At 56.7% G+C, this 12,517-nt stretch carries 15 protein-coding genes; 9 read left to right on the plus strand and 6 right to left on the minus strand.

The genetic code is table 11. The features are described from left to right. Positions 1-13: 13 nt before the first annotated feature. The gene (locus ACR0AY_RS16930; RefSeq protein ID WP_170398828.1) at positions 14-610 is read left to right on the plus strand and encodes a LolA family protein; all 597 of its coding nucleotides are present in this window, start codon (positions 14-16) and stop codon (positions 608-610) included. Between the two features lie 15 nt (positions 611-625). On the opposite strand, the gene ACR0AY_RS16935 is transcribed toward ACR0AY_RS16930, so the two are convergent. Further along, positions 626-1,207, minus strand: coding sequence for a transglycosylase SLT domain-containing protein (locus tag ACR0AY_RS16935; protein WP_170514822.1), 582 nt, complete (start codon positions 1,205-1,207; stop codon positions 626-628). 61 nt (positions 1,208-1,268) lie between these two features. After that, complete coding sequence (locus tag ACR0AY_RS16940; RefSeq protein WP_170514819.1) at positions 1,269-2,150, minus strand: AEC family transporter; 882 nt, start codon at positions 2,148-2,150, stop codon at positions 1,269-1,271. A gap of 80 nt (positions 2,151-2,230) precedes the next feature. On the opposite strand from ACR0AY_RS16940, the gene hspQ reads away from it, so the two are divergent. Next, entirely contained in the window at positions 2,231-2,557 is a 327-nt protein-coding gene (hspQ, locus tag ACR0AY_RS16945; protein ID WP_170514816.1) for a heat shock protein HspQ, read from the plus strand. A 24-nt stretch (positions 2,558-2,581) separates the two neighbouring features. On the opposite strand, the gene ggt is transcribed toward hspQ, so the two are convergent. The 3 genes from ggt to ACR0AY_RS16960 form a co-directional block, all read right to left on the minus strand. After that, positions 2,582-4,159, minus strand: a complete 1,578-nt coding sequence (gene ggt / locus ACR0AY_RS16950) for a gamma-glutamyltransferase (RefSeq protein ID WP_170514814.1) — start codon at positions 4,157-4,159, stop codon at positions 2,582-2,584. 212 nt (positions 4,160-4,371) lie between these two features. Then, the gene (locus ACR0AY_RS16955) at positions 4,372-4,788 is read right to left on the minus strand and encodes an ATP-binding protein (protein WP_480454447.1); all 417 of its coding nucleotides are present in this window, start codon (positions 4,786-4,788) and stop codon (positions 4,372-4,374) included. Between the two features lie 55 nt (positions 4,789-4,843). After that, positions 4,844-5,182, minus strand: coding sequence for an STAS domain-containing protein (locus tag ACR0AY_RS16960; protein WP_170398809.1), 339 nt, complete (start codon positions 5,180-5,182; stop codon positions 4,844-4,846). A 101-nt stretch (positions 5,183-5,283) separates the two neighbouring features. On the opposite strand from ACR0AY_RS16960, the gene ACR0AY_RS16965 reads away from it, so the two are divergent. Continuing rightward, positions 5,284-6,456 carry an acetyl-CoA C-acyltransferase gene (locus ACR0AY_RS16965; protein WP_170514808.1) on the plus strand — a complete coding sequence of 391 codons (1,173 nt, stop codon included), beginning with the start codon at positions 5,284-5,286 and terminating at the stop codon, positions 6,454-6,456. A 74-nt stretch (positions 6,457-6,530) separates the two neighbouring features. Continuing rightward, positions 6,531-6,983 carry a GAF domain-containing protein gene (locus tag ACR0AY_RS16970; RefSeq protein WP_170514805.1) on the plus strand — a complete coding sequence of 151 codons (453 nt, stop codon included), beginning with the start codon at positions 6,531-6,533 and terminating at the stop codon, positions 6,981-6,983. Between the two features lie 11 nt (positions 6,984-6,994). Here the strand turns inward: ACR0AY_RS16970 and ACR0AY_RS16975 are convergent, their stop codons facing one another. After that, complete coding sequence (locus ACR0AY_RS16975) at positions 6,995-7,279, minus strand: DUF1294 domain-containing protein (protein ID WP_170398800.1); 285 nt, start codon at positions 7,277-7,279, stop codon at positions 6,995-6,997. Between the two features lie 117 nt (positions 7,280-7,396). Between ACR0AY_RS16975 and ACR0AY_RS16980 the strand changes: the two genes are divergently transcribed. From ACR0AY_RS16980 to ACR0AY_RS17000, 5 genes are read left to right on the plus strand one after another with little or no spacing between them, the layout of a single operon-like run. Then, positions 7,397-7,966 (plus strand): XRE family transcriptional regulator, encoded by a 570-nt coding sequence (locus tag ACR0AY_RS16980; protein WP_170514802.1) that lies wholly within the window; start codon positions 7,397-7,399, stop codon positions 7,964-7,966. Beyond that, positions 7,966-8,589 (plus strand): LysE family translocator, encoded by a 624-nt coding sequence (locus ACR0AY_RS16985; RefSeq protein ID WP_480454449.1) that lies wholly within the window; start codon positions 7,966-7,968, stop codon positions 8,587-8,589. Before ACR0AY_RS16980 ends, ACR0AY_RS16985 begins: the two co-directional genes overlap by 1 nt. Before the next feature lie 4 nt (positions 8,590-8,593). Then, positions 8,594-8,974 (plus strand): GFA family protein, encoded by a 381-nt coding sequence (locus tag ACR0AY_RS16990; RefSeq protein ID WP_170406643.1) that lies wholly within the window; start codon positions 8,594-8,596, stop codon positions 8,972-8,974. Positions 8,975-8,989: 15 nt separating this feature from the next. Then, positions 8,990-11,440, plus strand: a complete 2,451-nt coding sequence (locus ACR0AY_RS16995; RefSeq protein ID WP_170514797.1) for a GcvT family protein — start codon at positions 8,990-8,992, stop codon at positions 11,438-11,440. 24 nt (positions 11,441-11,464) lie between these two features. Then, positions 11,465-12,511 carry an alcohol dehydrogenase family protein gene (locus ACR0AY_RS17000; RefSeq protein ID WP_170514794.1) on the plus strand — a complete coding sequence of 349 codons (1,047 nt, stop codon included), beginning with the start codon at positions 11,465-11,467 and terminating at the stop codon, positions 12,509-12,511. Positions 12,512-12,517: the final 6 nt, after the last annotated feature.

Here is a 12,517-nt window from a genome sequence, read left to right on the forward strand (position 1 = left end):
CTATCTGGGTCCTATGAAACAGATTGCTTTTGCCCTTGCTCTGACACTGGCTGCGCCCGCCGCGTGGGCGGCTGAAAAGCTGCCACTGTCGCAAATCTCTAACTACCTGAACCAGATGAAGACGGTTCAGACCACATTCACGCAGGTGAATGATGACGGATCGCTTAGCACCGGTAAGCTGTGGCTCGAGCGGCCCGGAAAAATGCGGTTCGAATATGATCCGCCCAACAGCGCGGTAGTTTTGGCGCGGTCAGGGACGGTGCAGATCTTTGACCCGAAATCCAATCAGCCGCCCGAACAGTACCCGCTGAAACGCACACCGCTGTCACTGGTGTTGGCGCGGAATGTCAATCTGGGGCAAGCCAATATGGTTGTTGGGCACGATTTTGACGGGACCGCCACGGTTGTGACGGCTCAGGACCCCAAGAACCCGGAAAGCGGGCGGATCGAGTTAATGTTTACATCCAATCCGGTTGAGCTGCGCAAATGGGTGATCCACGACAACGCTGGAAGTCAAACGACCGTACTGCTGGGGCCGTTGACTGAAGGCGGAAACCTCGATTCCAGCGTGTTTTCAAGCAAAACCCGTATCAGGTCAGACGATCGCTGACCTGACAGGGTTTGTTTAGTAACGGCAGTTCGCCAGCTGCGCCTGATACAGTTGCGCTCGGGCGTCTACATCATTCGCAACGTTCAACAGCCAAGATTTGCTGTTGTAGCTGCCGCGCGCGTAGCCGGTTTGCCCTTCGTGATAGGCCAGGTATTGGTTACGCGCGTCGGTGGGATGAATCCCGTTCCGCTCATAGCTTTTGTTCATGTACCAGCCAATGAAATCCGACGCATCACGGATGCGATCCCGCTTGGCGCGGCGTTTGCCGGTTTCGCGTTGATACTGCTCCCACGTGCCATCAAGTGCCTGACCATAGCCGTAAGCACTGCTTTGGCGACCCATCGGGATGACGCCCAGCACGTATTTGTGCGGTGTGCGCGCATCTGCGCGATAACGGCTTTCTTGGTAAATCGTGGCCATCTGAACGTGAACGGGGACACCCCATTTGCGTTCGGTGCTTTTGAAGGCCTTGATATAATCGGGTTTTTCGCGCGCAATGCTGCACGCGTCATTCAGTCTGCTCGGTGGCTGTTTGGACCCACCACCACAGGATGCCAAAAGCAGCACCCCGAAGAGTACGAAAAGAAATCTGCTCATGTGCCTCGTGCCTTTTTTTCTTTATTCTAGCGCAGATTGAGCTCTGAGGAAATCACAATCGTTACAGAATAATAGCGAGAATTATAGGCAGTGCGGCAACCGATAGCACGGTCGAGACCATGACCATGCCTGCAACCGCATCTGAATCCGCCTCAAACCGCTCTGCCAGCAGGTATGAGGTGACAGCGACTGGGGTACACATCTGCAAAACTAAAACTCCGAAAGCCACAGGGCCCAGTTCAAAACTGATGGCAAGAACCCAGCCCAACCCGAAGCACACCGCGAGTTTCAGCAAGGACAACCATATAGCCTGTTGCAGCTTCTGTGTTGTCAGGCGTGCAATCGCGACCCCAAGGGTGATCAGCATCATAGGCACCGCCATCTGGCCCAACAGTTCCAGCGTGTTGGTTAGAAACAGTGGCGTCTGCCATCCACGCCACAGAAACAATGCCCCCAGCAGCGTGGCCCAGACCATCGGCTCGCGCAGAACCTTGCCAAAGGCGCCGCGCCCCGCGACCAGATAGATACCGTAGGTAAAAGAAAACAGAGCGGTTACGGCCAAAAAGATCACCGCGAAACCCAACCCAGCCTGCCCAAACGCAAAGATGCACAAAGGCAGGCCCAGATTCCCAGTGTTACCGAAGATAAGAGGTGACAGATAGGTCCGCTGCTCAAGCCCTGAGGCACGTACAAAGACCCAGAAAACCACCGCCAAAGCAACATGTGATGCAATCGCAGCGAGCGTGAAAACGGTCAATTCACTGCCAGGAATGTCGGTTTGCATCAAAGCTACGAAGATCAGGCTGGGCACTGCAAGCGTCACCGCAAACCGCGTGACAAATTGCAGCCGATACTCGAACCCGAGCTTGACCCATGCAAATCCGATCCCGGCCAGAAGGAACACCGGGGCAACGATTTCGAACACTGTTAGGAGTAGGTTCACAGACTGTTTCCCCGAATTTCAGCTCATTGGTTGGCTTTTCTGCCCGAAAAGATGTACTAAATGCTTTGGGGGCCGAAACAATGCTAAAGACACAAGCCAAGTACCGCCTGGGACAGGTGGTTCGACACCGTAGACACCCTTTTCGAGGGGTTATTTTTGATGTCGATCCGAAATTCTCGAACTCGGAGGAATGGTATCAGGCCATTCCTGAAGACAGTCGCCCGCTGAAGGATCAGCCGTTCTATCATTTGCTGGCTGAGAATGATCAATCCTTCTATGTCGCTTATGTTTCAGAACAAAATCTGGTTGAGGATCAATCGGGTGAGCCGGTAGACCATCCAGATATCCCCAACATGTTCGGCCCGTTTCAGGATGGATCTTATCCGCTGCACTTTCAGTTGAACTGAATGTGTCCGTCATATTGGCGTGTGTCAGTAGCCTAATGCGCAACCATCTTTACGGGGATCGCTAGCACCTTCCAGAACTCCGTTTGAACAGATTCGAATGGCTTGCGCGCCACCCAGAGGTGTTTCCGGTATTTGGACAGTGTGCCCCATATCGGACAATTGTTGCAAAACGGCATCGGAATAGCCGCGCTCAACTTTCAGAACGCCCCCAACTGCAAATGCCCGAGGCGCATCTATAGCTTCCTGCAGCTCTATGTTGAAATCCGTGAGATTTGACACTAGCCTGGCGTGTCCGGTTGGTTGATAGGCACCTCCCATGACACCAAAGGGCATCGCGATGCGGCCTTGGGCGCGCAACATTCCCGGTATGATTGAGTGCATTGGTCGCTTTCCACCGGCAAGCTCATTTGGATGACCGGGTTCGAGGTTGAAACCAGCACCCCGATTCTGCAGCAAAATGCCGAACTTTTCCGAAGCGATACCCGACCCGAACCCGTGGTAGATCGAATAAATAAGTGAAACGGCCATGCGATCCCGGTCAACCACGGTGATATAGACGGTGTCTTTGTGAACAGACTCGGTCAGTGGAGCGGCGGCAGCCATGGCGCGTTTCGGATTGATCAGCGCGGCAAGTTGGGCGGCTGTCTCAGGTGCAAGAAAATGAGCCATCCGCGTGCTGTGGTCGGGATCGGCGATGAAACGATTGCGAGCGTCGTAGGCCAGTTTGCTGGCCTCGGCTTCGATATGCACACGTTCAGCCCCCCAAGGGTCCATTGCGGCCAGATCGAAGTGCTTCAAGATATTCAGCAACAGGATTGCCGTCGCGCCTTGGCCGTTCGGTGGGTGCTCGACCAGTTCGACACCGCCATAATCTCCGCTGACGGGCACAGTTTCATCGCTTTGCACGGCCGCGAAATCCTGCGCAGTCTGTACTCCACCCAGATCGGACAGGGCCGCAAGCACGTCATCGGCAATCTCACCAGAATAAAATGCCTTTTGACCGTGTTGGGCCACGCGCCGAAGAACTTCTGCCTGACCGGGGGCGCGAAAAACCTGCCCGGTTTGCAAGGGTTTGCCGTCAATCAGATAATGATCACGAGCCGCGCCTTGCAGGGTGGACGCGCTGTTCATCCAATCAAAGGCAACGCGTGGAGCCACCGGGACACCTGACTCGGCATAATGGATTGCGGGTTGCAGGATTGCTTCCAGGCCCAGCCGACCTTCGGTTTTTGCCAGACGGCAGAATGCCTCAACCGCTCCGGGAATTGTCACGGCATCCGGGCTGGTCTCGGGAACCGAATTTAAACCGCGATCCCGCAATGCCTGTGCATCCGCTGCTGCCGCGGCCCGACCCGAACCGTTTAGTGCGCGAACAGTCTGCTCGCCTGCGCGATTGTACAGAACAAAGCAATCTCCGCCCAAGCCGGTCATTTGCGGCTCGCAAATTCCCAGAAGCACCGCGCCTGCAATGGCTGCGTCCATGGCATTGCCGCCCTGCTGCAGAATATCTAGCGCGATTTTGGCGGCCAACGGATGGGACGTTGCGCACATCCCTTCGGTTGCCAAAACTTCAGAACGTCCTGTCTTGTGAAAATCGCGCATGGGTCTTTCCTTCTGCAAACACGCAGACACTAAGCCGCAGCTGGGAATTGTCCAATGCTATCAGAGGAAGGAGGTCCTCGGCGCCGCTCACTGGGTGGGGGCTGTGACGCTAGGCGCCGAGGGAAGCTATCTGAGCTACCCCTTACTTATGACCTTTGTTTGCGGCGCGACAATGGTTCGATCTAGGCCTTATTGTGGCCATTTGATGCCTGCTAGGGCATCTCGTCAAAGTCGAACCGCAAGCAGAGCAGGTTCCCGCCGCTTTTGCGTTCATATTGTATGTCGCTGGCAAGTTGATGAATCAGGTGCCAGCCAAAGCCGCCCTCGGGCAGGTCCTGCAAAGCAGTGTCGACAGATGGTGGAGTGCCGCTCGGTATCCGCAATTCAGGCATCGGGTCGCCGGTATCGGTGATCTGAATCACCAGCTTCATTGCACATAATGAGCAATCGATTTGAACGTCAGCGGCGGCCACCCCGGCATAGGCATGTTCGACCACGTTGTTGATCGCTTCCGTCAGCGCGATTCTTACGTCATCTGCTTTGCTTTCCGGCAATCCCTGCGCCGCCAGCCGTGCGCTTAACGCCGCGATCCCTGCGCTGGCCTGCACTTGTGTCGCGGGAAAGCTCACCTCCAGGCAGTTTTGTTTGCAATTCGAGCACACGCTGTTCCACCTCTGCCGATCGTCAGTCTGCACCAGCGCCGATCGCCTCATCCAGCGATTTGAACAGTCTGAACACGGTGTCCATGCGGGTCAGGCGGAACACTTTTTCAACGATCGGGCGCAAGCCGGCCAGATCCAATCTGCGCCCTTTTTCCAATTGTTTCATCGAGGCGACAATGGCGCCCAGACCGCTGGAATCGATGAATTCAACAGAAGACAAATCCAACACCACCCGTTTGGCATGGGTTTGGGTTTCCGCGCGCATATCTTCCTTGAATTGAATCGCCATTGCGGCATCAATTCGATCACAATGAACGGATATTATCTGTGTCTCGCCGGTGATCTCGCTGCTGAGCCCCATGTTCGTCCGCCTTTGGCAATGCAAAATGATAGTAGAAATACGCTAGACGGTAATTCTTACCATTCGGTATCCATAGGCTGGAAAGTTCAAGGAGATTTCGGATGAACGAGGTTGTGATAGCAGGTGCCGCGCGTACACCAATGGGCGGCTTTCAGGGCATGTTTGACGGCGTCGCCGCTGCTGATCTGGGCGGTGCTGCTATCCGCGCAGCGCTGGAGGGTGCAGGCATTCGGGCCGTGGATGAGTTGCTGATGGGCTGCGTCTTGCCTGCCGGCCAGGGACAGGCCCCGGCGCGTCAGGCTGGGTTTGCCGCCGGTCTGGGAGAAGATGTACCTGCCACAACGCTCAACAAAATGTGCGGTTCAGGCATGAAGGCCGCAATGATCGCGTTTGATCAGATCGCTTTGGGCCATACTCAGACCATGGTCGCTGGCGGGATGGAGAGCATGACCAACGCGCCCTATCTGCTGCCCAAGATGCGCGGTGGCGCCCGGATCGGACATGGGCAGGTCGTCGATCACATGTTTCTGGACGGGCTCGAAGACGCCTATGACAAAGGTCGGCTTATGGGCACGTTTGCCGAGGACTGTGCCGAATCCTATCAGTTCACGCGCGAGGCGCAGGACGAATACGCCCTGCGGTCGCTCTCCAACGCGCTGTCCGCGCAGGAAAATAATGCGTTCGACCAGGAAATTACACAGATCAAGATTCAGACTCGTAAAGGCGAGGTTGTGCTGGACGCGGATGAGCAACCAAAATCGGCGCGGCCCGAGAAGATACCCACACTGAAACCAGCCTTTCGCAAGGATGGAACGGTAACGGCAGCCAATTCTTCTTCGATCTCGGATGGCGCAGCCGCCCTTGTGCTTGCCTCGGCAGAGGCGGCAGAACAGCAGGGCCTGACCGTGCGCGCACGGATTCTTGGCCACGCCAGTCACGCGCAGGCACCGGGGTTGTTCACAACTGCTCCGGTTCCGGCGGCGCAGAAATTGTTGGGCCATATCGGTTGGAAAAAAGAGGATGTCGATCTGTGGGAGGTTAACGAAGCCTTCGCCGTTGTACCCATGGCTTTCATGCACGAAATGGGCTTGTCCCGTGAGATCGTGAATGTGAATGGCGGCGCATGTGCGCTTGGCCACCCGATAGGTGCCTCGGGGGCCCGGATCATGGTCACGCTGCTCAATGCGCTAGAAAAGCGAAATCTCAAGCGCGGTGTCGCTGCAATCTGCATTGGCGGCGGAGAAGGGACGGCCATTGCAATAGAACGCATTTGACGCTTTGCCTTTTTGCAAATACTCGGGGAATTGGCGGCAGCGCCCGCAGTTCCCCGGATGCAAGGTCTACCAACATGAAAGCCGACTACGACACACTCTCCAAAACCATAGCCGCCTTGACCGACAGTGAAACCGACGAGGTTGCACTGATGGCTACGGTGGCATGCGAAGTGCATCACTCGGACGACCGATTCGACTGGACGGGATTTTACCGCGTAACTGAGCCCGAGGTGCTAAAGATCGGGCCTTATCAGGGGGGGCATGGCTGCCTTGTGATCCCTTTCGAACGCGGTGTGTGTGGTGCGGCTGCCCGTACAGGGCAAGTGCAATTGGTTTCGGATGTAGATGCTTTCCCCGGCCATATCGCTTGTGCGTCATCCACTCGGTCCGAGTTGGTTCTACCAGTGCGGGATGCGAATGGTAACGTGATCGCTGTCTTTGATATCGACAGCGACCAGCCCGACGCGTTTACCAAAGATGATGCGACCGCACTTGGTGCTATTCTAACGGATGTATTTGCGCGTTAGAGGGTTCCGAGCTATCGCAAAAATGCGCCAAGATCTCGGGACATAATCAGATAGCAAAGCCCGGCCTGAAACGCTGTGATCGTGTATAGCCAAGCCGAGAAACCGCGCTTGCGGGTCTTGTGCCCGAAGATCCAGCGCCCCAGTAGCGCGGCCAAGCTGCCACCTAGTGCCGCCAACCATAACAAGCGCCGCTCGGGGATGCGTCGCCTTCTACGGCGCGCGCGCAGCTTATCCCAGCCAAACGCCATCAAAGTCAGGGTATTAATGGCCCAAAGATAGATTACGGCAATCCACATGGACCGTGCATAGCCAACTAAATTTGCAGACCCAAGTGAAAAAATGCTTGGAAATTTCACCGATTCGAGGCACCGTGAAAAAGTAACAGAAAATTTCACGCAGACTCGGAGCGCAACTTGAATTCGCAAGCCCCTCATAGCGCATCCCTCGGTGCCGATCTGCGCGCACTGCGCAAGGCGCGCGGGCTGACTCTGACCGAGATCGCCAACCGATTGGATCGGTCCGTTGGCTGGCTCAGCCAAGTCGAACGTGACATGTCCGAGCCGTCGATTTCGGATCTACGCCAGATTGCCGAATGTCTGGGTGTGCCGATGTCGATGCTGTTTGCCCATTCCGCTGCGCCGGCGGATGAGCAAGGGTATATTGTGCGGGCAGGGTCCCGTCGCCCGATGGGCTCTGGCGAAGAAGGGTTGATCGAAGAACTGCTTTCGCCTGACCTGACCGATGATTTCGAGATGGTGCATTCGACCTTTGAGCCGCATTCGCAGATGCAGACCCCGGCAAACCGGCCGACGCAGGAAGTCGGCTATATGGTTTCAGGCCGTCTGGAACTGACGATCGGCTCGCGCAGCTTCCAGGTCGGCCCCGGCGATAGCTTCCGGATCAAGCACGAGCCCTACACTTGGTCCAACCCCTTTGATGAGCCCGCTGTGGCCATCTGGGTTATCGCCCCACCGGTGTACTGATGAGTTTCGAGGCCTGGACCATATTCGCCCTGTTCTGGGTGGTGTTCGTTACCACCCCGGGGCCTAATGCGGTCAATTGCATCTCAAATGGGATGAGCCTGCCGTTCTCCAAGGCTATGTTGGGTGTCTTGGCTATTTTGACTCAGGCGTGTGTGTTCCTGATCCTCTCGGCTGTGGGAATCACAGCGTTGATTGCCGCGTCGCCAACAGGTTTCTTTGTCGCCAAGCTGATCGGGGCCGGGTTTCTGATCTGGATGGGCATTCGCGGTTGGATGAACGCAGCGAAACCCGCTCCGGCGTCAGAGCGTCCGGCGCGACATGTTTACTTTCACGCGTTGGCTGTTGCCACGATCAACCCCAAAAGCGTCGCCGGATACCTTGCGGCGTTTTCGCAATTTGTGCAGCCGAATGTACCCATCTGGCAGCAGATGGCGGTGATCATGCCGACGGCACTGGTCATCACGACGCTCAGCTATACCGGGTTCACCTCGCTGGGGGCGCTGATGGGCAAGGCTGCGTTGGGGGCGGTGTTTAATATCTGGGTACGCCGCGTGATGGCGACCTGTTTCATCATTTATGGCGTTTTGCTGGGTGCCAGTTCGACGCCGACAGCGAGGGGGTAAGGATATGCATACCGGTTCCTGCCTGTGCGGCGCGGTCGCTTTTGTTGTTGACGGAGACCTCACGCCACCAAATGCCTGCCATTGCGGGCAGTGTCGCAAACAGTCGGGTCACCTGTGGGCCTCGACCGTTACGCAACAGGACAATCTCAGCTTTACCACCAGCGAAACGCTGGGCTGGTATCGCGCCTCTGACATTGCCAAGCGCGGATTTTGCCGCGCTTGTGGCTCGTTCCTCTTCTGGCAGCACAATGACGAGGACACGATCGCAATTTCCGTGGGCTCATTGGATGAGCCGACCGGGTTGAAACTCGCCCAGCACATCTTCGTTGCGGACAAGGGCGATTACTATGACATCAAAGACGACCTGCCCCAGCGGGCACACTAATAGGGAACCAAACACATGAGTGATTTTCCAACCAAGGCCCGTGTGGTCATCATCGGCGGCGGCGTTGTGGGCTGTTCATCGCTGTATCATCTGGCCAAGAAGGGCTGGACGGATTGTGTTCTGCTGGAAAAGAACGAACTGACCGCAGGCTCGACATGGCACGCGGCGGGTAACGTTCCGACGTTTTCGACCTCGTGGGCGATCATGAACATGCAGCGCTATTCGACCGAACTGTATTCGCGCCTCGCGGACGAGGTCGACTATCCGATGAACTACCACGTTTCCGGGTCAATTCGTCTGGCGCACAGCAAGGAGCGGATGCAGGAATTCGAACGGGCCATGTCTATGGGCCGCTATCAAGGCATCCCGATGGAGATGTGGACTCCGGAAGAGGCCAAGGAACGCTATCCTTTCCTGGAGACCCATGATATTGAAGGCGTTCTGTATGACCCGACCGATGGTGACATTGACCCGGCGCAGCTGACTCAGGCTCTGGCCAAGGGAGCGCGGGATATGGGGCAAAAGATTATCCGATTCTGCCCGGCAACCGGTGTGACACAGCAGGACGACGGCACATGGACCGTGCATACCGAAAAGGGTGATATTGCCTGCGATTATGTGGTGAACGCCGCCGGTTACTATGCGCAGCGCGTAGGGGAATGGTTCAAACCCTTTGGCGGCCGAACCGTCCCGGCAATGGTCATGAGCCATCAGTATCTGTTGACCGACGAAGTTCCTGAAATCGAAGCGTGGTCGAAAGAAAACGGTGGCAAGAAGCTACCGCTGCTGCGCGATGTCGATATCTCGTACTATCTGCGGCAAGAGAAGAATGGCTTCAACCTTGGCCCTTATGAGCCCAATTGCAAGGGCCACTGGATGACCAAGGATGACCCGATGCCCGAGGATTTCAGCTTCCAACTGTGGAATGATGATCTGGACCGGATCGAGGATATCGTCACCGATGCAATGGAACGGGTTCCGCTGATGGCAACCTCGGGCGTTGGTCGCGTCATCAATGGCCCGATCCCCTATGCGCCAGATGGTCTGCCGTTGATTGGCCCGATGCCGGGTGTGACAAACGCGTTCGAGGCTCATACCTTCACTTTCGGTATCGCCCAAGGTGGTGGTGCAGGCAAAGTTCTGGCCGAATGGATCGTCGATGGTCACACCGAATGGGATATGTGGGCGGTCGATCCGCGTCGTTACACCGACTACACCGATCAGGATTATTGCAATCAGAAAGGGATGGAGGTCTACGGCAACGAATACGCCATGCATTTCCCACATCACGAATGGCCTGCCGCACGCGACAAGAAGGTCTCGCCTGTGCACGCCAAGGTCAAGGAATTGGGCGGTGTCATGGGCGCGTACAACGGCTGGGAACGCGCAAACTGGTTTGCGCAAACCGGCGATGACACGTCACTGGAAGCCACCCATACCTGGGGACGTTCGGGCCCTTGGGAGCAACGGGTCAAAGAAGAATGCGAAGCCGTGCGCGATCACTGCGGGGTGCTGGATCTGCCGGGCTTCTCGCGGTTCTGGATACAAGGCGAGGGGGCGGATGACTGGCTGCGTGGCTTCTGTACCGGAGGTATCCCTAAAGCAGGGCGCATGAATCTGATCTATGTCTCGGATGAAAGAGGGCGCATTCTGACCGAGCTGTCCTGTATCCGTCTGGCTGAGAACAATTTCGTCCTAATCACTGCTGCCACGGCACAGTGGCACGATGGTGATTTGATCCGCAATTCGGTGCCCGAAGGTGTGACCGTTCGGGAAACCACAACCGAGCGCGACACACTGATCGTGACAGGACCGATGACGCGGAACGTATTGTCCGGCATCACCGATGCAGATTTGCAGCAAGGGTGGCTGACCCACCAATTCGCCAAAGTGGCCGGGCAGGATGCCTTCTTGATCCGTGTATCTTTCGCGGGTGAGTTGGGTTGGGAAATCCATGCTGAAAATGATGCGATGCCCGCCATCTACGAAGCTGTGCTGGCCGCTGGAGCGAAACCCTTTGGCATGTATGCGTTGAATTCGCTGCGGATCGAGAAAGGCTATCGCGCGTGGAAAGGCGACCTAAGCACGGATTACTCTCTGCTGGAAGGTGGTTTGGGGCGCTTTGTCAAGCTCGATAAACCGCAGGATTTTGTTGGCAAAGCAGCCATTCAGAACGAAAAACAGCAAGGCGTTAAAAAGTCCTTTGTCACTCTGATCGTGGACGCAGGTGAGGTCGATGCGCCTTACATGTCCTGCATCTGGAGCGGTGATGAGATCGTGGGTGAAACCACATCGGGTGCGTGGGGGTATCGCATTGGTGCCTCGGTCGCGCTGGGCATGGTGCGCGCAGATCTGGCTGTCCCGGGAACTGAGCTAGAGGTTGAAATCTACGGACAGAAATGTCGTGCTGTTGTTCAGGAGGATCAGCCGCTCTGGGATCCTGCAAATGAACGGTTGAGGGCCTGACCCCTACGACAGAAAGGCGCTGATATGACCCGGCAGATGGAAGGCGTATATCTGACTGGCCATGGAGGTCCTGAGGTGTTGGAATGGCGGGAAGACGTCCCCGTTCCGACCCCCGGTCCAGGGCAGGTTCTGGTGCGCGTCGCCGCTGCCGGGGTCAACAACACCGACATCAACACGCGGATCGGCTGGTACTCGTCGGATGTTACAGAAGCGACGGATGCGGTAGATCAGCAGGTTGAGGCCGGCGGGTGGGGAGGTGCGCTGCACTTTCCCCGCATCCAAGGCGGTGATCTGTGTGGGATTGTTGAAGAGATTGGACCGGGGGCAGCGTTCAAGCCCGGCCAACGCGTGACCTGTCCTATCAACTTGCCACGCCCGGGGCCGGGTAGACCGCATGGTTTTATCGCGCTTGGTTCAGAAATCGACGGAGCGTTTGCCCAATACTGTCTGGTCGATAGCAATGATCTCTATGATGTGACCGCCTCGCCCCTATCAGACGTGGAAATCGCCGCTATTCCCTGCGCGTTTGGGACCGCAGAAAACCTGCTGACTCGCGCTGGTGTGTCGGCAGGCCACACAGTGCTGATTACAGGGGCTTCAGGCGGTGTGGGCCTCGCCGCGGTCCAGCTCGCGGCGCTACGAGGAGCGACGGTCTGGGGGGTGACAAGCGCTGCCAAGGCGGATGTGGTCAAAGCGCAGGGGGCGTCGGCAACCTTTGAACGGGATGCGCAGCTGCCGAAGGATATGTTCGATGTCGTCATCGATGTGGTGGGCGGCTCGGCTTGGCCCGATCTCATACTGGCGCTGAAACCCGGCGGGCACTATGCGGTGTCAGGTGCAATCGCTGGCCCCATCGTCAGCGCCGATTTGCGAGACATCTATCTGCGCGACATCACAATCCATGGCTGCACCCATCAGCCTCCCGAAGTCTTTGGCCGACTTGTTGTGCTGATGAATGCAGGTCGGATCAGGCCTTTGGTCTCAAAAACCTACCCGTTGCGTGACATTGTTCAGGCGCAAGAGGATTTTATGTCCAAGACCTTGCCCGGGAAACTGGTATTAATACCGTGAAAGGGG

This window comes from Ruegeria sp. A5 (assembly GCF_056543005.1).

Excerpts from the sequence above, each read along its gene's own strand:
- ACR0AY_RS16965 (WP_170514808.1), top strand. The coding sequence starts at position 5,284 with ATGAACGAGGTTGTGATAGCAGGTGCCGCGCGTACACCAATGGGCGGC.
- ACR0AY_RS16930 (WP_170398828.1), top strand. The coding sequence starts at position 14 with ATGAAACAGATTGCTTTTGCCCTTGCTCTGACACTGGCTGCGCCCGCC.
- ACR0AY_RS16935 (WP_170514822.1), bottom strand. The coding sequence starts at position 1,207 with ATGAGCAGATTTCTTTTCGTACTCTTCGGGGTGCTGCTTTTGGCATCC.
- ACR0AY_RS16975 (WP_170398800.1), bottom strand. The coding sequence starts at position 7,279 with ATGTGGATTGCCGTAATCTATCTTTGGGCCATTAATACCCTGACTTTG.
- ACR0AY_RS16985 (WP_480454449.1), top strand. The coding sequence starts at position 7,966 with ATGAGTTTCGAGGCCTGGACCATATTCGCCCTGTTCTGGGTGGTGTTC.
- ACR0AY_RS16990 (WP_170406643.1), top strand. The coding sequence starts at position 8,594 with ATGCATACCGGTTCCTGCCTGTGCGGCGCGGTCGCTTTTGTTGTTGAC.
- ACR0AY_RS16960 (WP_170398809.1), bottom strand. The coding sequence starts at position 5,182 with ATGGGGCTCAGCAGCGAGATCACCGGCGAGACACAGATAATATCCGTT.
- hspQ (WP_170514816.1), top strand. The coding sequence starts at position 2,231 with ATGCTAAAGACACAAGCCAAGTACCGCCTGGGACAGGTGGTTCGACAC.
- ACR0AY_RS16995 (WP_170514797.1), top strand. The coding sequence starts at position 8,990 with ATGAGTGATTTTCCAACCAAGGCCCGTGTGGTCATCATCGGCGGCGGC.
- ggt (WP_170514814.1), bottom strand. The coding sequence starts at position 4,159 with ATGCGCGATTTTCACAAGACAGGACGTTCTGAAGTTTTGGCAACCGAA.
- ACR0AY_RS17000 (WP_170514794.1), top strand. The coding sequence starts at position 11,465 with ATGACCCGGCAGATGGAAGGCGTATATCTGACTGGCCATGGAGGTCCT.
- ACR0AY_RS16970 (WP_170514805.1), top strand. The coding sequence starts at position 6,531 with ATGAAAGCCGACTACGACACACTCTCCAAAACCATAGCCGCCTTGACC.